Source organism: Spirosoma areae, assembly GCF_054781775.1.
Genome location: NZ_BAAGTT010000052.1, coordinates 92,617 through 115,225, shown reverse-complemented (window position 1 = coordinate 115,225; position 22,609 = coordinate 92,617). Strand labels below are relative to the sequence as shown.

Here is a 22,609-nt window from a genome sequence, read left to right as displayed (position 1 = left end):
GACGTTCATGACTAAACTACGACATTGTTCAGCATAAGTAGCGGCTGAGGTTGCGAACACAGCACACGTTAATTCACCAGAGAAGGAAACCCAACCCATATTTAGGGTAAAACGTAGGATGACCGCTGACAAAACACGCTTACTAAACGCTATTCGACAGTTTGTGCCCATCACTGCCGACGATGAAGTTACCATCAACCAACTATTTGAATCGCATACCATTGCGCCGGGAGATTATTTTCTGCAAGCGGGTGAAGTTTGCCGATACGTTGGTTTCATAACTGCGGGCTTAGTGCGTTATTATGTGCTGGACGACAGCGAAGAACATACCTACGATTTTTCGCCGGAGGAAACCTTTGTCTGCAACTATGAGAGTTTTCTAAGTCAAACCACCTCCAGGCGCAACATTCAGGCAATTGAAACCACGATGCTGCTACGTATCAGCTACGACAATCTCCAGAAATTATACCAAACCCTGCAGCATGGTCAGCAGTTTGGCCGCTTGGTGGCTGAACAATTGTTTGTTGCAACGCTTCAGAAACTGACCTCGTTTTACCGCGAAACGGCCGACGAGCGTTACGACAATTTTCTGCGCCTGTTTCCTGGCCTGGCCGACCGTGTGCCCCAGTACGTGGTGGCTTCCTACATCGGCATCAAACCCCAGTCGCTAAGCCGAATTCGGGCGCAACGGGCAGGCAAGCACTATTGAGCGATCTTCACCTACGTGAATGCGGGTGCAGGAGCCGGGCGAGACCTTTGTATTGTCAAACTAAACAACTACGACAATGCAAACGGAAAAACTGCCCTTGTGGGCCAAAATAACAGGGTATCTTTTTGGGTTAGGGCTGCTTTTTATTGGTGGCCGGTTTTTGCTCGCGCCCGAAGTCGCCGAGCGTGGATTTGGTTTAGTCTACGACCAGCCAACGAATTCATTCCACGCTATTAAGGGCATTCGCGACATCTTTTCGGGGTTAGTCCTGACTATTTTCACGGTTACAGGCTCGCGTAAATCGCTGGCCGTAGCGGTTCTGTCCGGATCCCTAATTCCGCTTGTGGATATGCTGATTGTGCTGAATGCACCAAACATTGTTTCGGGTGCGGAGTGGATTCATGGCACCACCGCCGTAGCATCGTGGGTATTTGGGTATTTTCTGGTTCGTCCTCAACCGGCTCTGCGTCATGCTGTTCCTGCTTAATGCGGTGCTCTGTACCCACTATTGTGCTTTTCTGGTGTATCTGGCAACACTGCTCCGTCAGTGGGAATGGCCTGTCAAACGCACCAGTAGCCTGATGCTTTACTGCGGCATTACGCTGTTGATAACTGGTATTGGACTGGTTGCCATCCGGTATCCAATCATCAATTACTGGAAAATTGTTCCAAAAAGTTTGCTCTTGGTCATCATTGCCAGCATCATAGCCGCACACCGAAAAAAGACAGTGGCGAAGAAAACATGGCAGTTGCTAATTGGTTTAACTATATTGACCGCACTCATCGCCCTTTGGCGAACAGTCTGAGTGATGGGGCAATGGCTGTACCTTTGCCCCATCACTTGCTCACCTACTGATGACGCTGCAAACCCTCGATACCGGTCTTTTTAAACTTGATGGCGGGGCCATGTTCGGTGTGGTCCCCAAGCCGCTCTGGAGCAAACTCAACCCTGCCGATGAGCAGAATCGCTGCACCTGGGCCATGCGTTGCCTGCTGTATGAATCCGACGGAAAACTACTACTTATCGACACGGGCATCGGCGACAAACAAGACGCAAAGTTCTTCGGCCACTACGACCTTCACGGCTACGCATCATTACTTACGTCCATTCATAAAGCCGGTTATTCAGAAACCGACGTGACCGATGTATTACTCACACACCTGCATTTCGACCATGTGGGCGGGGCTGTCAAACGGGTTAATGACCACTTAACGCCGGTTTTCCCGAATGCCGCATACTGGACGCATCCCGACCACTGGAACTGGGCCGTCGACCCCAACCCGCGCGAAAAAGCGTCCTTTCTGGGTGAGAATATATTGCCTCTGCAGGAAAGCGGTCAGCTTGCGTTTCTAACGCAGCGTCAATTTCCGTTTGCCACTATAGAGTTGATTTATGTAGATGGGCATACCGAAAAAATGGCCCTGCCCATCGTCCGAACCAAGGGCCGGACGGTGGCTTATCTGGCTGACCTGATTCCGTCGTCGGCGCATGTACCGTTGCCGTATGTGATGAGTTACGATGTGCGGCCGCTGCTGACAATGGATGAGAAAACCCGTCTTCTTCAACAGGCCGCCGATGAAAACTGGCTACTCGTTTTTGAACACGACCCCCTAACGGAAGCGGCCACTGTTGAACACACTGAAAAAGGCATTCGGATAAAGGAGAAAGGTAAACTGGTGGAGTTACTGTAAGGCGGACGGTCCGCCGTTGCGCGGGGCCGCCCGTGCGGTTTCGCCCACGCTGCTCCACTGCATAAACCAAAATTCTATACCCACCGTTATCAGATCGTTAATGCGTATTCATTTATGAAAATAGGTTTGGTCTTATCAGGGGGGGGAGCACGGGGTATTGCTCACCTCGGCGTTAGTAAAGCCCTGCTGGAAATGGGGATTGGCTTCGACCAGATTGCCGGTACCAGCGCGGGAGCCATTACCGGGGCCTTGCTCGCCCAGGGCTACTCGCCGGATGAGGGGTTGAAAATTATCGAATCGTCGTCGTTCATGCGCCATCTGCGCCCCGCCTGGAACCGAATGGGGCTGCTGCGAATCGATGCCTTGATCGACCTGTGCCGCAAATATGTGCCGCATGACTCGTTTGAGGGGCTAAAAATTCCGCTACATGTCGTTGCTGTCGATCTCAACGATGGCGAACAGATTGTTTTCGAGCAGGGTGAACTGGTTCGTCCGGTGCTGGCGTCGTGCTGTTTGCCCGGCATCTTCGAACCCTTGCTTATCAACAAACGACAGTACGTAGACGGGGGCGTTCTGAATAACTTGCCCGTCGATATTATCGAAAATAAAGTTGACTTTATCATCGGGTCTCATTGCAACGTATTGGGTGGACGCCGACCCATCACGTCTATGCGAGGAGTTATTGAGCGGAGCCTGATTCTGGCTGTGCATAGCAAGACAAGAGACCGGTTTGCCAAATGCAATGTCCTGATTGAGCCACCTCAACTGGCTCAATATGGTACAACCGACGTAAGCAAAGCGCGGGAATTGTTCCGTATCGGCTACCAGCACGCCCGCTCGTTATCGGCAGATATTGACAAAGCCCTTACGCAGTCAGTTCGCGAAATTTCCTGAAGGTATGCTGTATGGATAAGTCATAAAAAACGCCGGGTCAGATGACCCGGCGTTTTTTATGAACTACAGATACCCGGGTTAGCCAGAAGCACATGTGTGCAGGCTAAGGTAGATAGAGGAAAGATATTGTTGCAGTAATTACTTACTACAGAGCTGAGGATAGGGGCGAGGAGTCGTTGTAAATGAAATTCAATATAAATTGACCAAATAGTTTAATTCAGAATAAAATTTTAACAACCAGTCTTAGGGAGTAATAAAATGAAGATGTTTTAATAATATGCAAAAAAATTGTTAACAATTCTGGTTTTGATATATTTGTGAAAAGTACTTAGTTCTTAATCTAAACGTAAACTGTTTTATGAGGAGAATTTTACTGGTGAGTATGCTTCTGGTATGCTCACTCTGGGTCCCGGCGTGGGCCCAGGAGCGAACAATTACGGGCAAGGTGATAGCTGCCGAGGACGGGTCCCCAATTCCTGGCGCATCAATTTTATTGAAGGGCAGCAACAAAGGGGCAAACACCGATGCCAGTGGCGCCTATTCGATCAGCATCCCCGGCACTGGCGGCAAATTAGTTTTCAGCTTCGTCGGATCAGCGTCTCAGGAAATTGAGATTGGCAACCGTTCGACTATTGACGTCAGCTTAGCCAATGATGCCAAGCAACTCGGCGAAGTGGTTGTTACGGCGGTTGGTATTCAGCGCGAGAAAAAAGCCCTCGCTTATGCCATCACGAACGTGAAAGGCGACATTCTGCAACAACGCTCCGAACCTGACCCCCTGCGGGCGCTCTCGGGTAAAGTGCCGGGCGTAACCATCACGTCGGGTGGGGGGGCGCCGGGACAGGCTACCAAGATTAACATCCGGGGCAATACGTCGTTTACGGGGAATAACCAGCCCTTGTTTGTGGTTGATGGGATTCCGTTCGACAACTCGACCAACTCGGCGGGCGCTGACTTCCGGGATAACTCGGTTGTCTCGAACCGGGCCTACGACATTGACCCCAACAACATCGAAGCCATGACCGTGCTGAAGGGCGCGGCAGCCTCGGCGCTGTATGGGTCGCGGGCGGCCAACGGCGTTATCGTGATCACGACCAAGGCAGGCAGCAAATCGGCCAGGAAGGGGCTGGAAGTGACCTACAATGGCTCCTACTCAACCGAAAAAATTTCGAGCCTGCCTGAGTACCAGGATACCTACACGCAAGGGTCGAACCAGCAGTACAACGGCGGATTTATTGGCAACTGGGGAACGGTGTTTCCGTCTGAAGTAGACCGTATCAACGCCCAGTTGGGCTTCAACCGCTACTCGAAAGATATTGAGCCGGGCGCACCCACCGGCGAAATATTTAACCCGATTACCTCGCCAAACATCTCCTATACCTTTGCCCGCTATCCGGGTGTATTTCCTGAACTGGCAGGCAAAACGGTTCCCTTACAGCCCTACGACATAATCGGGGGATTCTTCAAGCGTGGGTCTGTTATCGAAAACGGCGTAAACATCAGTTCAACGGGCGACAAAACGACGCTCAACGCCGGCGTGTCGCGCACGAAAAACGAGGGCATCATTCCCAATTCGAACACGCAGCGCACATCGCTCAACTTTGGGGGTACGGCTCAATTAGTCAACGGCCTGAACGTGTCAGGCAACGTAAACTACGTGAATACCTCGCAGCAAAGCCCTCAGTCGGGCGCGTCGTTTTTCACGGATTATGGTCCCGCTGCGTCAAGCGGTTCCATTTATGACCGGCTTTTTTACCTACCCCGGAATTATAACCTCAACGGCTATCCGTTTGAGAACCCCGTCGATGGCTCGAATGTGTTCTACCGGGCTTTGGATAACCCCCTCTGGACAGCCAAATATAACCTCTATAACTCGAAGGTAAACCGGGTATTCGGCAACATGGCCGTGACCTACGATGTGCTGCCCTGGCTGAACCTGACAGCGCGGGGTGGCCTGAACACCTACCACGAAACCCGTACGAATAAAGTTCGCCCCGGTGGCACCACTATACCGCTTGGCCGGGTGAGCCGCACCGAACTGACCAATACCGAAACCGATCTGACCTTCCTGGCAACGGCTTCGCACGATATTGGCGAACGCTTCAACGTGCGGGCATTAGTCGGTTTCAATGCCAACGAACGGTCGTACACCGAAGCCGTGGAAACGGGTAACGAAGTCATCGACGCGTCGGTGCTGACCGTAAGCGGGACCAAAACCCAGATTGCCAGCGAATACAGCAGCAAACGCCGGCTGTACGGGATTTTTGCCGAAGTCGGCCTGTCCTACAACGACTTCCTCTTCCTGACGGGTTCTGTTCGGAATGACCACTCGTCTACGCTGCCAACGGCGAACAATAGCTATTACTACCCGGCCATTACGGGCGCGTTTGTGTTTACGCAGGCACTGAACCTACCGAAAACCATCCTGAACTTCGGTAAAATCCGCGCCAACTACGCAAAAGTTGGTAAAGATGCCAGCCCCTATCAGGTACTGACGGCCTACAACATTGGCAGCACCTACGTGAATGGAACGGCCAGTACCCTGGCATCGCTGCCCTCGACGCTGAATAACCTGAACCTCAAGCCAGAGTTTACGACCGAAACGGAAGTGGGCGCTGAGCTGCAGTTTTTCAACAACCGAATCAATGTCGATTTCGCTTATTTCTACCGGAAGTCAACGAACCTGATCGTGTCGCGCCGGATTCCGGCCACCACCGGCTTCTATAACGAAATCACCAATGCCGGTCAGATTGATAACAATGGGATTGAAGTGGCCCTGACCCTTGTGCCCGTGCGCTTAGCGAATGGGTTTGAGTGGAATTCAACGGCGGCTTTCACCCGGTTGCGCTCCAACGTAGTCGATGCCGGGCCGTCGAACGAAATCCTGCTGGGTGGCATAACGGCCACGCTCGGTACGATGCACCGCGTTGGCAATCCATACGGCATGATTTACGGTACGCAGAATGCCCGCAGCGAATCGGGTGCGCTGCTGATTAACCCAACAACGGGCCTGCCGTTCGTACAGCCCTCGTCGGTGTTGCTGGGTAATCCGGCTCCGAACTTCACCCTGGGCTGGACCAACACCTTCACGTTTAAGGGTTTCACGCTGTCGGCGCTGATGGACTACCGGCAGGGTGGTAAAATTTTCTCCGTTACAGCAGCTTCGCTGTTGCTGCGGGGCCAGTTGAAATCGTCGGAAGATCGCGAGGGAATGCGCGTGATTCCGGGCGTACTGGGCGATCCGGCGACGTACAAAGCGATTTTGGGTGATGATGGGAAAGAACAGAAAAATACCATCGCCATGACGGCATTCGCTACCCACTTTACCGACGGCTATGGTGCCTACGGCGCCAACGAGACCAACGTGTACGATGCTACCGTCATTCGCCTGCGGGAGGTGACCCTGGGCTACAATGTACCCAAGGCGTTCCTGAAACGATACGCTAAACTGTTCGGGTCCCTGCGGGTGTCGGCATCGGGCCGCAACCTGTGGTTCTACGCACCGAATATGCTGAAAGGGTTGAATTTCGACCCCGAAGTACTGGCAAACTACGCCGACTCGAATATACAGGGTTTCGACCTCGGCGCGGCTCCGTCGACCCGGCGGTTTGGCGTTAACCTGACGGCTTCGTTCTAAACCGATCCACGTAACTTTTTTGATAAAACGAACTATGCTTGTTTCAAAAACATACATCGGGAAAGGGCTGCTGTCAACGGCCCTGCTGCTGTCGCTTAGTGCCTGCGACATCACCAATCTCGACATCAATACCGACCCCAACAAACCGGCGTCGGCGGCTCTAAATCTGCTGTTACCCCCGGCTGAATTAGGTGCGCTTAATATTGGGGTGGTCGGCATCAACACCAACAGCACCACCTACTCGCCGAGTAACCTCCGCACGGTGGTCGACAATGCGTCGGGCTTTGCGGGCATGATGAACAGCGCCGACGACTACGCCCTCAACAATGGCTCCTATAACGAAACCTGGAACCGGTTCTACCGGAATATGCAGAACGTCGAGCAGATTCTGAGGGCCACCAGCGATGGTAAAAACCCCTTTTATCGGGGAATTGCCCTGGCCCTGAAAGCCTACGCGATGGGTAACTTCGTGGATATGTTTGGCGATGTGCCCTACTCGAAAGCCTGGCAGGGTAATGTCGAAGGAAGCGATGCGAATGTCGCCTTTGATAAGGATTCCGAGATCTACGAAGACCTCTTAAAACTTTGCGATCAGGCGGTGGCTGAGTTTGCCAAAACACAGGCCGTAGCGGTTTCGGGCGACTTTATCGGAAGCGGCAATGCAGCTACCTGGACACGGCTCGCCAAAACCATCAAACTGCGGTTGCTTTTCAATTCGCGCAAGGGCCGCACGACGGGCAATGCCGACCTGAAAGCCGCCTTCGATGCGGGCGGCTACATCACCTCGGCAGCCAACGATTTCTACTATCAGTATTCAAAGCAGATTTCTCCGCAGGACGACCGGCACCCCTGGTTCATCAGTACGTATAATGCCGGAAATGGGTTTAGCTACATCAGCCACCAGTTGATGGGCGAGATGATTCTGAACAAAGACCCGCGTTTCGGCATGTATTTTTTCCGGCAAACCAGCACGCTGCTCGATGCCAACAACCCCACCGACCGGGGAACGCTGCCTTATGCGGGTACCTACCTCGCCACGCGGCCTACGTTCCTGGCAGAGTATAAGCGGGTATTCTATGCTGATAAGCAGGAGCCAAGCGCCGACGATGTTAAGTTTCTGGCGGGGATTTTCGGGCGCGACCGGGGTGATAATACCGGCGCACCGGCCGACGGTACACTGCGGACCGTGCCGGGGGCTTATCCTGCCGGTGGATTGTATGGCGGCCGCGAAATAGCGCCAAAAGCCTTGACTGCAGCCGCCAAAGACGGAGCCAGTGGCAACGGTATCTGGCCGCTGATTATGAGCTGGAACGTGAAGTTTTATCAGGTTGAAGCCATTCTGGACGGAACGGGCGTGACAGGTGATGCCCGTGCCCTGTTCGAGACGGCCATGCGCGAGCAGATGGCGTCGGTAAACAAATTTAGCCTGGCGGCTGATACAAAAACACCCGCCCTCGTAGCTGCCGATGTAACAACCTACGTGAACGCCTGGCTGGCGCTCTACGATGCGGCCCCGTCCAACGCCAGCAAACTGAACGTAGTGGCGAAGCAAATCTGGTTTTGCACCTGGGGGCAGGGTCAGGAAACCTGGAACCTGATGCGCCGGACGGGCTATCCAGTGCAGGGGCCCTTTAAGCAGTTCTCGACCGGAATTCTGGCTCCAATTTTGAAACCAGGGCGGCAATATGCCCTCCGGCTGCCGTATCCGGCGCAGGAAGGCAGCCTGAACAGTAACGCGGCCAAGTATGTGTCCGACGTTATCTTCGACCGGGACCCGATATTCTGGGACAAAACCAAACTGAAATGGGAATTTTAATAATCCAGTAGAGACGCAACACGTTGCGTCTCCTGACCGGATGGTTTTTAATGACCGGATGGTTTTGGATGACGCGAATGAGACGCAAAGGGTTGCGTCTCTACATCAATAACCAAAAGAACTTGTATGAAAAAGACTATAATTTACACGCTGACGGCTGGTTTTTTTGCCCTGGTAGGCTGCCGCGACGAATCGCTTAATCCGGTGCCAACTTTTGAGCCGGCTGTTCATGCCTACGGTGTTTTTGATGGCTTCGATGCCACTGCCGAAACCAAAAAAACAAACATTGCCACCAATGCCAAAACGTTCGGCATGGCCGATCAGGATAAAGCCAAACTGGATTTCAAAATCCGCTGGGTATCGCTCGATAATAAGCTGACGGTCACCAAAGTGGACATTTACTTAGATATGATCGAATCCTATAACGACCCCGATGGCAACCCGAAAACGGCGTCGCTGGGAAATGGGGGCCTGTTGGTTAAAACCATCAGCCCGTCGGCGGCTAACCGGCAGTGGAATACGTTCAGTATTACACCGATGGAAATCTACAATCTCTACAAAGATGCCACTGTGAAGTACGATAAAGTGAATGCCGTGAAGGTGTTTGCCAATCCGGACCGGATGCGTACAGCGGGTAAGTGGCTACAGCCAGCGGGTAAGGTGAAAGGCCTGAACGTTTCTGCCGACTCGTTTGTGATTACCTGGCGGCTGACCACCTCCGATGGATTGGTATTCAAAACGTGGGAACCAAGCAGCATCTGCGCTGACCCGACCCTGTATTCGGACGCATCGGCTAACTGTAGCCTGATAACGAGCGTAAAATAAGCCTACACACTGTTCAATAGATGAGATTCGTCTTCCCGAAAAAAGCGGACCCGGTCGGGTCTGCTTTTTTTTGTATCTTCGGGTGTATGCGTAGCGTTCTCCTTGTTGTGTGTCTGGCAATTGCCGGTAATCTATCCGCTCAGCCGCCTACTTACACCGACGACATCCAGCCCATCATTAACCGGCACTGTGCGCCCTGCCATCAGCCCGGCGGTATCGGGCCGTTTCCGTTACTGAGCTACGAAGATGTGGCCAAACGGGGCAAGTTTGTGGCGAAAGTAACCCAGATTCGATACATGCCGCCCTTTCCGGCTGATCGTCAGTTTCAGCATTATGCCAATGAGCGCGGGCTGTCGGACACCGAAATCAACACGATTCAGGCGTGGGTGAAGGGGGGGATGGTGCGGGGCGCAGCGCGCGGAGCGAATTCCCCTGCACCCCGCCCTGTGCGCCCTGCGCCTACCCCCGACCTTGTGCTTCGCATGAAGCCTTATGCCATCAAAGGAGATGGGCGTGAGGATTTTCGCTATTTCCACGTCCCCATGAATCTAACGCAGGATGTTTGGATCGAAGCCATCGAATTTGTGCCGGGCAATCGCAAACGCCTGCACCATAGCCGCCTAATGGTCGACTCAACCGGCACAATGGCGGGTATCGACGGCATTACCGAGGATGACCCTCACCTGCACGACTTTCAGAAAACAGCCCTTGCCGATGAGTTTTTATACGGCTGGGTGCCGGGTAACGACCGCGTAACCTTTCCTGCCGGGGCCGCCAAGCGGATTCGGGCGGGGAGCGACCTGATTCTTAACATCCATTATTCGCCATCATCAAAAGCCGAACAGGACCAGTCCGAAGTGCGGTTATATTTCGCCAAAAAACCGGTCGAACGGGTTGTGCAGACGCTCACGCTCACCGAAAACAACGTGACGAACCAACCCTTTCGGCTGGCGGCCAATACAAAGCCGACGTTTTATATGAATTATGGGCCTTTGCCCGATACCGTTCGGCTGCTTTCCATTCTACCGCACATGCACCGCCTGGGACGTTCGGTGAGGGCATTTGCCATTACGCCGGCTGGCGATGCCATCAATCTCATCAGCATCAACGACTGGGATTATAACTGGCAACTGACTTATTTTTTCCAAAAGCCTCTTGTGTTGCCCAAAGGCTCGACCATCATTGCCGAAGCCCATTACGACAATACAGACCAAAATCCGCTCAATCCCAGCCGCCCTGCCCGAACCGTCGGCTACGGCTGGAACTCCACTGATGAGATGATGAATCTGGTGTTTTATTACATCAAATAGCCGGTTATATTAACTTCGGAGTCATCGAAATACCAAGAATCGTGAGTAGACAGTTAGCCTTTGCACTGGCTTTTTCGACCGTTTGTGGAAAAAGAGTTACCCCGATGCAACTTAATGCCCGAATTGTTTGTCTTTATCTCTTGCTCTTTCAAATTGTACTATTCTTCTATTTTTAGAATTCGTAGGGAATATTACTTATATAGAATATCTTCTAAAAAAGTTGCTAAAAGCCTTATAGGATGATTATGTAAGCATGTATAACTAATATAATTCAAAATATTATTCTGATATTATGGTAATTCTACAAATTAGTGCTTGTGTTATGGAATTATTACGAAAAATTTGTATTGTATTTTTCTACTATATAGCTTTGTGAATAGATACCTATTTATCAATCTAACTAAAAACGTAAATGAGTAAAATTCTATCTGTGAGTTTCCTGCTGGTTTGCTCACTCTGGTCCACGGTGTGGGCGCAGGATCGCCGGGTTACGGGTAGCGTAACCTCGGCTGAAGATGGTTTAGCCATGCCCGGTGTATCTGTTCTGGCAAAAGGAACAACGAGGGGGGCTACTACCGATGCATCAGGTAAGTATGAACTGGCTATCCCTGATGGGCAGGCAGCTACACTGGTGTTTAGTTTCGTTGGCTCAATAAGCCAGGAAGTGGCTATTGGGAATCAGTCGGTTGTCAACGTCAAGTTAGTCACCGACAGCCGGCAGCTTTCGGAAGTGGTGGTTACGGGTGTTGGGGTGGCAACCGACAAGCGGAAACTGGGTATTTCGGTCGAGTCGATCACAGCCAGTAAACTACCAGCCGCTCCGTCGGCCTCCATCGACCAGGCATTGGTCGGTAAAATTGCCGGGGCACAGATTTCCAGTACGAACGGCACCCCCGGCTCCGATGTCAACATTCTCTTGCGGGGTATCAATACCATTAACCGGGGTACGCAGCCAATGATTCTGATTGACGGTATCCAGATGGCCGCTACTAACCTGAATACCATCGACCTGAATACCATCGAACGGGTAGAGGTTGTTCAGGGAGCGGCTGCGGCTACGATTTATGGTGCACAGGGTGCCAATGGCGTTATTCAACTCTTTACGAAGAAGGGGAAAGCAGGGCAACTGAACGTTGACGTGTCGTCCAGCATTGCTCAGAATACCTACCTCAATGTGGGCAATGTACACAAGGCACGTATGCACGGCTTTGTTACGGATGGCAGCAATAACGTGATCGGTTCGTCGGGCAAACCGATTGAATTCGATCCGGCTACCAGTACCTATAATGAGAACGTGCAATGGCTTAGTACGGACCCGGCTACCAAAAACGACAAACCGTATAATGCGAATCTCAAGTACTACGATCACTATGCTGAGTTTTTTCAGCCCGCCTACACAACTAACAACAGCATTGTTGTATCGGGTGGGAAAGATAAATTAGACTTCAGCGTAGCCGTGTCTAACAACCACCAGACCAGCAATCTGGTAAACAATGGGGCCTACGACCGCTCGAACCTGACGACTAATATTGGTTTTGAGATAGCGAAAGGGCTGACGTTTCGCTCAACAACGCAACTGGCCTATACCAAGAATTCCATTCGGAGTCTCGACCGCTTAATTCTGTATAGCCTGAACAATGCGCGTCCATTTGCCGACTTTTCGTATAAAGATGCAGATGGAAACTACCCCATCTACCTGGGGGATGCTGTCGGTGTAAACCACTTTAATCCAAACTACTACAGTCAGTACTGGGATACGAAGGAAAACAAAATAGATGTTGTTCAGAGCTTTAACCTGAATTATAAGTTTCCCCGTTTTGTCGAAGTGGATGCCAAATATGGGATCAACTACCAGCGCGATGAACTGATTTACACCTTTGCCAACCAGTCGCAGAATAAAAATGCGGTTTATACGGTTAATTCGCTTAATAACTTCGGGCCGGCTGGTGATTTGACGGGCGAGATTGACAATTACAGTTATAACAAAACGTTTCAGAACTTTCTGGCATCGGCCACTTTCCGCACGGATTGGCGGCAGGATTTTAAATCGCGGTTGCCCATCAATACCTCAACGCAGGTGTCGATAGACTGGCGGAAACGAAACGACCGGCAGTACATTACCTATGCATTAGGGTTGCCGACCTACACACCCTTCAACGCCAGTCAGGCCTCTACGTTCAAGGTGCCATCGGAAGATCAGATGCTGAACTCTACGGTTAATTCGATCAATATCATTCCCGGTGGTGGCGATTACGCATTCCCGTTTATAACCTATGGTTTCCTGGTAAACCAGCGGATTGAATTCGGTGATGTAGCGGGTATATCGGGTGGGGTTCGTTCCGACTACTCCTCCGCTTTCGGTCAGGGGTCCAAGCCCTTCACGTTCCCGCGTGGTGATGCTTACTTCCGTTTGTCGGCGCTGAAGTTCTGGGAAAATTCGCCGATTGCCGGTTTCTTCCCCGAATTCAAGTTGCGGGCTGCTTACGGGCAGGCGGGTATTCAGCCACAGCCGTTTGATCGGTACGTAACGCTGGGCACTAAAACACTGGGAAGCGGCAACGCCTTTTATTACAATCCGAATCAGCCCAATCCGAACCTGAACGTTGAAGTTTCGGAGGAACTGGAAATTGGAACCGATCTGGCCTTCACGCCCGCCAAAACGGGTAATTGGTTAAGCAGCCTTCGTTTGTCGGCAACGTATTGGGATCGGAAAACCAATAATGCTATTTATAAAATCGACGTAGCGCCATCGAGCGGGTCGGGTACGTTGCTGGATAACGCCTTCTCCCTGGGATCGAACGGTTTCCAGGCTTCGCTGAATGCGACGCTGTTTCGAAATAAGGATATTACGTGGAACATGACCACCAATTTCGGCCGGCAAAGCTCGAAGATTCTGAGCGTAAAAGATGATCAGAAAGTTGTGGTTATTTCCAATGCAGGCAGCACGAACTATGTGCTGCAGGCGGGCGAAAAAATCGGTCAGTTATACGGGTATTTAGGGCTGCACGATGTGAATGCTACCGGGCCGGAAGGAACGCCCTACATTACGGCTGACCAGCAGGCCAATTACGAGGTGGCCAGCAACGGCTGGGTAGTCAATAAGGCCACCAAAGCTCCGTATTTCACGCCCAACCTGTACAGCTTTGGCGATCCTAATCCCAAATTCAATATGTCGTTTACAAACGACCTCACGTTCCGTAATTTCCTGACGTTCTCGTTCCAGTTCGACTGGGTGAACGGCAGCCACATCTATAATCAGACAAAAGAGTGGATGTATCGGGATGGCATCAGTGGCGATTACGACGATGCCATCACCATTGGCGGGCAAACGGCTCCCTGGACGGCCTTCTATCGGGGCGTATATGCCGAACGTTCCCGGAACGGTACGAAAAACTACTTCTACGAAGATGCGTCGTTTGTTCGCCTGCGGAACGTAGCCGTAGGGTTCGACCTGGGAAAAGTTGTCAGGATTCCCGCTACCAAACGGGTTCAGGTAGTCCTTTCGGGTCGTAACCTGCTGACCTTCACGAAGTACACTGGCTTCGACCCGGAGGTTAGTTCTGGCACCAGCAACTCCGCATTTGACCGGGGTACCGATCACAACACCATGCCGAATTACAGGTCTTATCAGGCAACACTGAATATTGGTTTTTAAGGTCTTTCAATCGCGTTGTTCTGAACAGCGATTAGAACCTATCTGAAAATCAATTCATAAAAACACGGATCACAAATGAAAACTATAAAAGCATATCTGTTTACGGCTTGCTTATTGGGTTCTGTTACGGCCTGTAAGGAGCAGCTGGACGTGAAAAATCCGAATCAGCCCACAACTGCCAGCGCTGAAACCGAATCGGGCCTGATTGCCCTGGCGCAGGGGGGCGTTTATGTCAACGGATTCAGACAGTACAAATACCCGTTCGACGGGGTATCCGGCTACTTCTGGACCGGGGCGGTTGGCTTTCACGACATTATGGGTGATGATATTGGCGTTGAAGCTGCCAATCAGTATCTGAATCAAATTGGTGCGCCCGATTATGTTATTCTGGATGATGGCACCAAAGTGCTGAATCCCAATGCACCCAATCAGCAAATTAGCCTGCTTCGGGAGATTAACCAGAATGCCAACGCGGGGGCAAACCCCCTCTACTACGAATGGGCGTATATGTACTCCTTGAACAGCTCCATGAACAGTGTGCTGGAACTGGCTGCGAAGGCGGCTTTTTCGGGCAATGCGGCTGTTCGAAAGAGCACACTCCAGGCCTGGGCCTACTGGTGGAAGGGCTACGCCTACTCGCGGCTTGGCTCCATTTATTATGCTGGCCTTATCAATGATGCCTCGACGGGTACGAATGCCAACTACGTTACAAAAGAGAAAATCATTGAGGAAGCCAACGCCAACCTCGATAAAGCAGCCGCTGCCTTAGGGAATGTAGCGGCTGGTGGTGATTATACAAGTGTACTCGGTCAGCTAATTCCAGGGTTTAATCAGGTTGGTAAAGGAGGAGTTCCCACCCCCGACATGTGGAAACGCAACATCAATACCATGAAAGCCCGCAACCTGCTGGTTAATACCCGCACCAAGGATATGACAGCCGCTCAGTGGGCTCAGATTCTGACCCTGACTACCGATGGAATCAAATCGACGGATAACGTATTTACCGGCCGTTCCAACGAAAATGGCGACTTCTTTTCGGCGACCAATGGCGCCATCGCTGCCAAAGCAACGGGCGATCCCGGCGGTGGGATTACCTATAAGGTTAGTGAGCGGTTAGTTCAGGATTTCAAGGCCGGTGATAAACGATTAGAGAACAACTTCAGGCAACGCGCTACGCCCTGGGTGGGAAACAGCGACCGGGGCAATTCGTTTAATACACGCTTTGAACTTCTGGACGGTGGCAATAAACTTGCCGGTGTGGCTGTGCTGAGTAGCAAATCGGTAGGTCAGTATGAGCTTTACTTAGCCGGAACCTATGAGGAAAACGAACTCATGAAAGCCGAAGCGCTTATCAACACCAGTAAAATTGACGATGGGCTTAAGCTGATTGATGGCATTCGTACCATGCAGGGAGCAGGTTTAGCCGCTGTGGCTGGTAAATCTGCTGACCTGGCTACGGCTAAAGAAGAGCTTCGCAGAGAACGGCGGGTAGCGTTGGCTTTTCGCGGGCTGTCGTTCTACGATGCCCGGCGCTGGGGTATACTTGATGATGTATCAAAAGGGGGAGGGCGCACGAACGCAGTTGTTGTTGACAAAGCTGGTAAATTAAATACCAAAGCGACCATCAACTACAACTTCCTGGATTATTGGGACGTACCCGATAATGAGCTGGCCTATAACAAACCGGCTATGGGCAGTGCGGCAATCAAAAATCCGAAATAGCTGCCCGGCAAAACAGGTCAACTACTGAAAAGAGGCTCTCCGTAACAATGGGGAGCCTCTTTTTGTCGTGAAAAACCGTAGGAATTACTGCTGTATGGGCTGCACTATAAACGAAGCTGCATCAAACGGGAGCCTACAGGCGTATGGGTAGTAGAAAGTCAGCGTAGTGAATTGCTCACCAAACCGCTCAATTTTACGGGTATAAGTTTACTATTCGGTTAAAAAATAAGCTGCTTGGAATCCGTTGAATAGGCTGTATATTTATACGATGGCACTAAGTTTTTCGTTTGAAAAAAGATAGCGATTACTACCCGTTTTATTACATTATTTTGTTGGCATAACGTATTCAACCTTAAAAGCTTTTGCTTGGCGTATAACCTATACATGAGAAAGTTCTTTATTGTTACTATTTGGTCGGCTATGCTGGCCATACTGCCGGGCTGGCTGCTGGCTCAGGGAGTACGTGTATCGGGTAGGGTCATATCTGTTCAGGATGGACAGCCCCTGCCCGGCGTGAACATTGTTGTCAAAGGAACCACAAATGGGGTCAGTACCGATGCCAACGGTAACTATAGTATCAATGTTCCGGGTAATACATCCGTTTTGCTGCTGACGTCCATTGGTCTGGTATCGCAGGAAGTAACGGTCGGCAACCGCACCGTCATTAATGTTCAGATGCAGGAAGCCATCAACGAACTGACTCAGGTTGTTGTAACTGGCTATAATACTACCCAGCGAAAAGATATTACCGGCTCTATTACGTCGGTATCTCCCGAAAAATTTAAGGACATTCCCGTTGCCAGTTTCGATCAGGCCCTTCAGGGCCAGGCAGCCGGTGTGCAGGTAACACAGTCATCAGGCACACCGGGCGGTGGGCTAACCGTTCGGATACGGGGAAATACGTCGATTTCGGCCAGCAACCGCCCCCTGTTTATTGTCGATGGCGTTCCGGTGGAGGATGGCGCCCTGACAGGCCGCGAGTTTGGCGGGCAGACTGACAATGCTTTTTCCTTATTTAACCCGAATGACATCGAGTCGATTGACGTATTGAAGGACGCATCAGCAAAAGCAATTTATGGGTCGCGGGCGGCTAATGGCGTGGTGCTGGTTACGACCAAACGGGGCAAAGCCAATCAGAAAACAACCTTTACCGCCGATGTTCAGCGGGGCATAACCGACGTTGTTCGCCGACCCGATTTGCTGAATGCCTCGGAGTTGCTCGAACTACAGCGGGAAGCCGTTACGAATGCCGGATTAGACCCCGATAAACTGGGGTTGATTAAGGGCGTGACCGATGGCGTCAATACCGACTGGATCGATGCGATTTTGCGGAGAGGCATCTACCAGCAGTATCAGCTTTCGACCCAGGGTGGCAACGACAAAACGCAGTTCTACCTAAGTGGCAGTTACCGCAACGAAGAAGGTGTACAGCTCAACAACCAGTTTACGCGCTTTACGGGCCAGTTTAAATTCGACCACAAAGCCACGCAGAAACTCTCGTTCGGGACGAACCTGACGCTGTCGCGGGCCAAGAATAAACGGGTGAAGGGTGACAATTTTTTAGATGGCGTTTATTCGGCGGCCATAAAAAGTCTGCCCTACTACTCACCTTATAATGAACAGGGTCAACTCTACACCCCCAACGATCCGAACTACCCCGGATTTCCGAATTTCAACCCGGTAGCCCAGGCCGTTTTGCCCCGCTTTGAAACCTACAGCATCAAAATGCTCGGTGGCCTGTATGCCGAGTATGAGATTCTCCAAAATCTGCGTTTTCGGTCAAAAATTAACGTCGATTACAACAACATAACCGAGGATAATTTTGAGCCTTCATCAACGGCTATCGGGGGGTTTCTGCCCAGTGTTGGCTTTAAGGGATATGGTGATTTCAGCAACACAACCCTGGCCACATTTATCAACACCAATACCCTCACCTATAATTTTCAGTTAAAGGAGAAACACCGCATCAACACCTTGCTTGGCTTTGAGTTGTTAAATCGCGTCGAACGTTTTGGAAATGTGCAGGGCCGTTTGTTTCCGAGTGATGATTTCACCTATATCAACTCGGCCGGTGTTGTCGATCAGGGCGGTTCCAGCATAACCAACAGTGGGTTGCTGTCTACGTTCGGCGAGGTTCGGTATGATTACAACGAAAAATATTTAGCCACGATAACCGCCCGGTACGATGGGTCGTCGCGGTTCGGTCAAAACAAGCGGTTTGGCGTATTTCCGTCGGCATCGCTGGCCTGGCGCATCTCGGGCGAACCCTTCATGGAACGCTTCACCTTCCTGAACGACCTGAAACTGCGGGCGAGCTATGGGTTTACGGGAAACGAGCGTATCGGTGATTTTCAGTTTCTGGGCACCTGGTCATCCGTTACGTATAGCGGAGCCACGGGTGTTGGACCGCAGGCCCTGGCCAACGCAACCCTGCAATGGGAACGCACCCGCGAGGCCAATATAGGCTTCGATGCCTCGTTTTTCAATGGCCGGTTGAGCGTAACGGTTGATGCCTATGACAACCTCACCGACAAACTCCTGTTTGCCCAGCCCATTCCGCGAACAACCGGCTTTGCCACCGTGCAGGGGAACATCGGGAAAATCTCGAACCGGGGTATGGAACTAACCGTTTCGACGGTGAACAGTAATAAAGCCGTTCGCTGGAATACTGATTTCAACATGGCCTTTAACCGCAACAAAGTGGTCGAACTCGCCAGCGAGGAGCCAATTTTCCGGGGGTATCAGGGCAATGGCGTTTCCAACACCAACGTGGTGCTGCCCGGTCAGCCGTTGGGAACCTTCTGGGGACTGAAATTTTTGGGAGTCGACCCGGCTACGGGTAATGCCCTGTATGCCGATAATAACGGCGATGGGCGCATCACACCCGACGATGCCCAGGTGATTGGCAATGCTCAGCCTAAATTCTATGGGGGCATTACGAATAAGGTTTCCTGGAAAGGGATCGACGTCAGCGGGTTTCTTCAGTTTTCGTATGGAAACAGCATTCTGAATTTCACGAATGTGACGCTTGTCAATACGGGTGCAGACATACAGAATAATCAGGCGCGGGTTGCCCTGAATCGCTGGCGCAAAGAGGGTGACATCACCAGTGTGCCGCGCTACGTGTATCAGGATACCTACAACAATTACCTCAGCAGCCGGTTTCTGGAAGATGGATCATTCCTGCGTTTGAAGAACGTATCGATTGGGTACAGCATCCCCAAAAAAATAGTCAATCGGTATAAACTTACGAATGTACGCATCTACGCGTCTGCTACGAACCTCTGGACGCTGACGCGCTACAGCGGGGCTGATCCGGAGGTGAGCACACTCGACGGTTCGACAACGGCGCAGGGTATCGACTTTTTTACGTTTCCTCAGGTGAAAACCATCATCGCTGGTTTATCCCTAACTTTTTAATTCATGCGTGGGCGTGAAAGACAACACTTAACTTATGACTCGCTTCTTCCGATATAGCATTGGTATTCTGCTGATTAGCTTAGCCTCCTGCAAACAGGTGCTGGAGCCTAAACCGGTTACTTTGCTGGTTGATGAGCTGGTGCTCAATGAACCCAACGATGTAGAGCCGGTTCGGATCGGGCTTTATAGCGCCTTTCGGGGCATGGCGTCGACAAATATCATTGCGGGCGACTTCACCGCCGATTATATTCAGGCCAATGGGACGTTTACCGATAACATTGAGTTTGGCACCAAGCGGATTACGGCGACTAATGGAGCCGTCCGGGATTTGTGGGGGGGTATGTACCGGACTGTTTATGTGGCTAATTTCATTCTGGAACGGTTGCCACTGATCAGCAGTGTGTCCGAAGCTACCCGGAAGCGGGTGACCGCCGAAGCCCGGTTTCTGCGCGGGTGGGCCAATTTTATTGGAGCCTACACCTACGGCGATATTCCGAAAATAATAACCACCGACCAACTGGCCAACCGGACAGTTCCGCGAACGCCTAAAGCCGATATTCTGGCCTCGGTGCTGGCCGATTATGAAGCGGCCTTAACCGATTTGCCGAATATTACATCGGCCTCTACCAATGTAACAGCCAATGCTGCTTACCTGAATAAAGTGAACTGCCGGGCGGCTATGGCCCGGTACTACCTGTATCAGAAGAACTGGGCAAAAGCCGAAGAACTGGCCACACTGGTTATCAACTCCGGCGTGTATACACTGGAGACCAATTTCTCTGATATTATCACGAAAGATTTTACCAGCGAATCAATTCTTGAAGTTGGTTATAACCTTACCGACGACCCCGGTACGGGTGCCTATAGCTTAAACAACCTGTTTGTTGGTCGGCGGGAGGTTATTCCCTCAAACCAGTTGGTGGCTGTTCTTACCTCGAACGAAGCGGGTACACGTGGAGGGACGAGTAATGGACAGGTAGATAGAGTCGGGACCATTTCGTTTAATGCCCAGCAACAACGGGGCAACGACAACGGCTGGACCGTTCGGAAATACGGCACCGCTTCAGAGGATAATAATAATATTGTGCTGATGCGGCTGGCTGAACTGTATTTGATTCGGGCCGAGGCACGGGCGCAGCAGGGTAAATTGTCGGGTGCGGCCGGTGCCGTTGCCGATATTAACGTACTTCGTACCAGAGCCAAAGCGCCCGCAGCCGCCGTGGCCGCTCAGGCCGATGTACTGCTCACGATTGAGCGGGAGCGGGTGTATGAACTGGCTTTTGAAGGCCATCGCTGGTATGATCTGGTCCGAACGGGCCGGGCACAAGCCGTCATGTCGGCGTTTTCGCCCAACTGGAATAGCCGCTATGAACTCTGGCCGATACCGCAATCCGAAATTCAGCAAAATACCGCCCTCCAACAAAATCCTGGCTATTAATCAAAGAGCGAAAGAATGAGGGAGTGAAAGGGCGAAATAGTTCATCACTCCGATTCGGTTTCACTCTTTCGCTCTTTCACTCTTTAATCATAGATGAAAAACCAAGTTAAATCGAATCAGTTCAATACACCAGGACGCTGGCTGTTCATGCTGTCGGCTATTGCGGCTATCGGCTGGGGAGCAAGTGCCTGCGAAAAACAGGATTTGGACCGGACTTTTGAAGGCCCCTATTTCGTTCGTTTTACCGATACAACCCTGACTTTCAAAGAGAGTTACAGAAAGCCGGTGGTTATTCGGGTGCATAACGTCGGCCCGCAATTAGACCAGCCTATTACCGTAACCTACACTGTTACCGGCACGGCACGGGAAGGCAGGGAGTATACAATTGAGGGCACAAAAGGAACCGTTGTTATTCCGGCAAAAAAGAGTTTTGGCGAGATTACCGTGAAACTTATCAACAACGCCAACAACATTCTGGAGTCGCAGACACTCACCTTTACGCTAACAAGTGTTCAGCCGAACACGCTCCAGGTTGGCTTTGGCAACGAAGGCATTGTTGGCAAACAGGTAAAATTTGTTATTCAGGACGATTGCCTGTTTGGTGGCTTCTACACGGGTACCTCACGGCTTGGCAATCAGAACTATACCGCAGCCAATGTTGAAATTACCAGTACCGACTGCAAGCAGTATACGCTAAGCAACTGGAACCTGGGTATTTTTAGTTTCGACGCCACCCGCGCCCAGCTAACGTTTGTGGATAATGGCGATAACTCGCTGACGGTTCCACCCCAGGGCAATGCGAACCTCAACACAACCGACACCCTCAGCGGAACGGGAGCCTGGAACCCCCGCGACCGTAAGATTACGCTGAACCTTCGGTTGAAATTTCCGCTTACAAACCCCAAAAGAGACACAACGATTGCGTTTACGCAGACCTACACGCCCCAATAAGAAAGCGGCTGACTCATTGATTATTCGTTAAACAAGCTTCGATTATGCGACAATTGATACGTTTACTGCTGATTCCGGGTGTCGTCGGCTGGCTGCTCGGCGGTTGCTCCGAAAAAATTGAGCCGAAACCGGTTACCTATTCTCAGCTCCTCACCGGCACCGAAAAGAAAACCTGGCGGACCGTTACGTTTGAGATTATCGATGACGGAAAGTCGGATGGTGTACGTCCCATTTCTGACACTCGTATAGACCCCTGCATCACGGATGACCTGATTACTTTCTATGCTAACCCGGAACGGAAGTTCGAGGCCAGCGAAGGAGCTACCAAGTGCAACGCTGCTGACCCCGACGTGTACGTAACCGATACCTGGGCGCTCGTCAATGCCAATGCTACCGCCGAATTTTATATACCGGTTCTCGATGGGAAATACCCCTGGAAAATTAAAAACCTGACCGACAAAACCTTGACGGTTGAATATTATTTCGATGACATCAATGCCAGCTACCGGTTCACCTTTAACTCAGTTACTACCAAATAGG

Annotated in this window: 15 protein-coding genes; all 15 read left to right on the top strand. The window is 51.3% G+C overall.

Annotation, left to right across the window (positions count from 1 at the left end):
- The first annotated feature begins 118 nt into the window (after positions 1-118).
- The 15 genes from ACYVI1_RS29370 to ACYVI1_RS29300 all read left to right on the top strand — a co-directional run bounded on the left by ACYVI1_RS29370 (position 119) and on the right by ACYVI1_RS29300 (position 22,608).
- A complete protein-coding gene (locus ACYVI1_RS29370; protein ID WP_460915006.1) occupies positions 119-709 on the top strand; it encodes a Crp/Fnr family transcriptional regulator in 591 nt (196 codons plus the stop codon).
- Positions 710-785: 76 nt separating this feature from the next.
- Positions 786-1,196: a DUF4267 domain-containing protein gene (locus tag ACYVI1_RS29365; RefSeq protein ID WP_460915004.1), complete on the top strand. Its 411-nt coding sequence runs from the start codon at positions 786-788 to the stop codon at positions 1,194-1,196.
- Entirely contained in the window at positions 1,180-1,515 is a 336-nt protein-coding gene (locus ACYVI1_RS29360; RefSeq protein ID WP_460915002.1) for a hypothetical protein, read from the top strand. The genes ACYVI1_RS29365 and ACYVI1_RS29360 overlap by 17 nt, the downstream gene beginning before the upstream one ends.
- Positions 1,516-1,564: 49 nt before the next feature.
- Positions 1,565-2,401 (top strand): MBL fold metallo-hydrolase, encoded by an 837-nt coding sequence (locus ACYVI1_RS29355; RefSeq protein WP_460915000.1) that lies wholly within the window; start codon positions 1,565-1,567, stop codon positions 2,399-2,401.
- Between the two features lie 114 nt (positions 2,402-2,515).
- Positions 2,516-3,295 (top strand): patatin-like phospholipase family protein, encoded by a 780-nt coding sequence (locus ACYVI1_RS29350; RefSeq protein WP_460914998.1) that lies wholly within the window; start codon positions 2,516-2,518, stop codon positions 3,293-3,295.
- A 358-nt stretch (positions 3,296-3,653) separates the two neighbouring features.
- Complete coding sequence (locus ACYVI1_RS29345; RefSeq protein ID WP_460914996.1) at positions 3,654-6,932, top strand: SusC/RagA family TonB-linked outer membrane protein; 3,279 nt, start codon at positions 3,654-3,656, stop codon at positions 6,930-6,932.
- 34 nt (positions 6,933-6,966) lie between these two features.
- The gene (locus ACYVI1_RS29340; RefSeq protein WP_460914994.1) at positions 6,967-8,748 is read left to right on the top strand and encodes a SusD/RagB family nutrient-binding outer membrane lipoprotein; all 1,782 of its coding nucleotides are present in this window, start codon (positions 6,967-6,969) and stop codon (positions 8,746-8,748) included.
- A gap of 126 nt (positions 8,749-8,874) precedes the next feature.
- Complete coding sequence (locus tag ACYVI1_RS29335) at positions 8,875-9,573, top strand: hypothetical protein (protein ID WP_460914992.1); 699 nt, start codon at positions 8,875-8,877, stop codon at positions 9,571-9,573.
- An 86-nt stretch (positions 9,574-9,659) separates the two neighbouring features.
- Positions 9,660-10,883: a monooxygenase gene (locus ACYVI1_RS29330; protein ID WP_460914990.1), complete on the top strand. Its 1,224-nt coding sequence runs from the start codon at positions 9,660-9,662 to the stop codon at positions 10,881-10,883.
- Positions 10,884-11,295: 412 nt separating this feature from the next.
- Entirely contained in the window at positions 11,296-14,538 is a 3,243-nt protein-coding gene (locus tag ACYVI1_RS29325; protein WP_460914988.1) for a SusC/RagA family TonB-linked outer membrane protein, read from the top strand.
- Between the two features lie 75 nt (positions 14,539-14,613).
- A complete protein-coding gene (locus ACYVI1_RS29320) occupies positions 14,614-16,260 on the top strand; it encodes a RagB/SusD family nutrient uptake outer membrane protein (protein ID WP_460914986.1) in 1,647 nt (548 codons plus the stop codon).
- Between the two features lie 384 nt (positions 16,261-16,644).
- Positions 16,645-19,680 (top strand): SusC/RagA family TonB-linked outer membrane protein, encoded by a 3,036-nt coding sequence (locus ACYVI1_RS29315; protein ID WP_460914984.1) that lies wholly within the window; start codon positions 16,645-16,647, stop codon positions 19,678-19,680.
- 34 nt (positions 19,681-19,714) lie between these two features.
- Positions 19,715-21,118 (top strand): RagB/SusD family nutrient uptake outer membrane protein, encoded by a 1,404-nt coding sequence (locus ACYVI1_RS29310; protein ID WP_460914982.1) that lies wholly within the window; start codon positions 19,715-19,717, stop codon positions 21,116-21,118.
- A 93-nt stretch (positions 21,119-21,211) separates the two neighbouring features.
- On the top strand, positions 21,212-22,069 hold the full coding sequence (locus ACYVI1_RS29305; RefSeq protein ID WP_460914980.1) for a hypothetical protein: 858 nt from the start codon (positions 21,212-21,214) through the stop codon (positions 22,067-22,069).
- Between the two features lie 44 nt (positions 22,070-22,113).
- The gene (locus ACYVI1_RS29300) at positions 22,114-22,608 is read left to right on the top strand and encodes a hypothetical protein (protein ID WP_460914978.1); all 495 of its coding nucleotides are present in this window, start codon (positions 22,114-22,116) and stop codon (positions 22,606-22,608) included.
- Position 22,609: the final 1 nt, after the last annotated feature.

Bases quoted from the DNA above. Each gene is read 5' to 3' on its own strand.
- ACYVI1_RS29370 (WP_460915006.1), top strand. From the start codon at position 119: ATGACCGCTGACAAAACACGCTTACTAAACGCTATTCGACAGTTTGTG.
- ACYVI1_RS29365 (WP_460915004.1), top strand. From the start codon at position 786: ATGCAAACGGAAAAACTGCCCTTGTGGGCCAAAATAACAGGGTATCTT.
- ACYVI1_RS29360 (WP_460915002.1), top strand. From the start codon at position 1,180: ATGCTGTTCCTGCTTAATGCGGTGCTCTGTACCCACTATTGTGCTTTT.
- ACYVI1_RS29355 (WP_460915000.1), top strand. From the start codon at position 1,565: ATGACGCTGCAAACCCTCGATACCGGTCTTTTTAAACTTGATGGCGGG.
- ACYVI1_RS29350 (WP_460914998.1), top strand. From the start codon at position 2,516: ATGAAAATAGGTTTGGTCTTATCAGGGGGGGGAGCACGGGGTATTGCT.
- ACYVI1_RS29345 (WP_460914996.1), top strand. From the start codon at position 3,654: ATGAGGAGAATTTTACTGGTGAGTATGCTTCTGGTATGCTCACTCTGG.
- ACYVI1_RS29340 (WP_460914994.1), top strand. From the start codon at position 6,967: ATGCTTGTTTCAAAAACATACATCGGGAAAGGGCTGCTGTCAACGGCC.
- ACYVI1_RS29335 (WP_460914992.1), top strand. From the start codon at position 8,875: ATGAAAAAGACTATAATTTACACGCTGACGGCTGGTTTTTTTGCCCTG.
- ACYVI1_RS29330 (WP_460914990.1), top strand. From the start codon at position 9,660: ATGCGTAGCGTTCTCCTTGTTGTGTGTCTGGCAATTGCCGGTAATCTA.
- ACYVI1_RS29325 (WP_460914988.1), top strand. From the start codon at position 11,296: ATGAGTAAAATTCTATCTGTGAGTTTCCTGCTGGTTTGCTCACTCTGG.
- ACYVI1_RS29320 (WP_460914986.1), top strand. From the start codon at position 14,614: ATGAAAACTATAAAAGCATATCTGTTTACGGCTTGCTTATTGGGTTCT.
- ACYVI1_RS29315 (WP_460914984.1), top strand. From the start codon at position 16,645: ATGAGAAAGTTCTTTATTGTTACTATTTGGTCGGCTATGCTGGCCATA.
- ACYVI1_RS29310 (WP_460914982.1), top strand. From the start codon at position 19,715: ATGACTCGCTTCTTCCGATATAGCATTGGTATTCTGCTGATTAGCTTA.
- ACYVI1_RS29305 (WP_460914980.1), top strand. From the start codon at position 21,212: ATGAAAAACCAAGTTAAATCGAATCAGTTCAATACACCAGGACGCTGG.
- ACYVI1_RS29300 (WP_460914978.1), top strand. From the start codon at position 22,114: ATGCGACAATTGATACGTTTACTGCTGATTCCGGGTGTCGTCGGCTGG.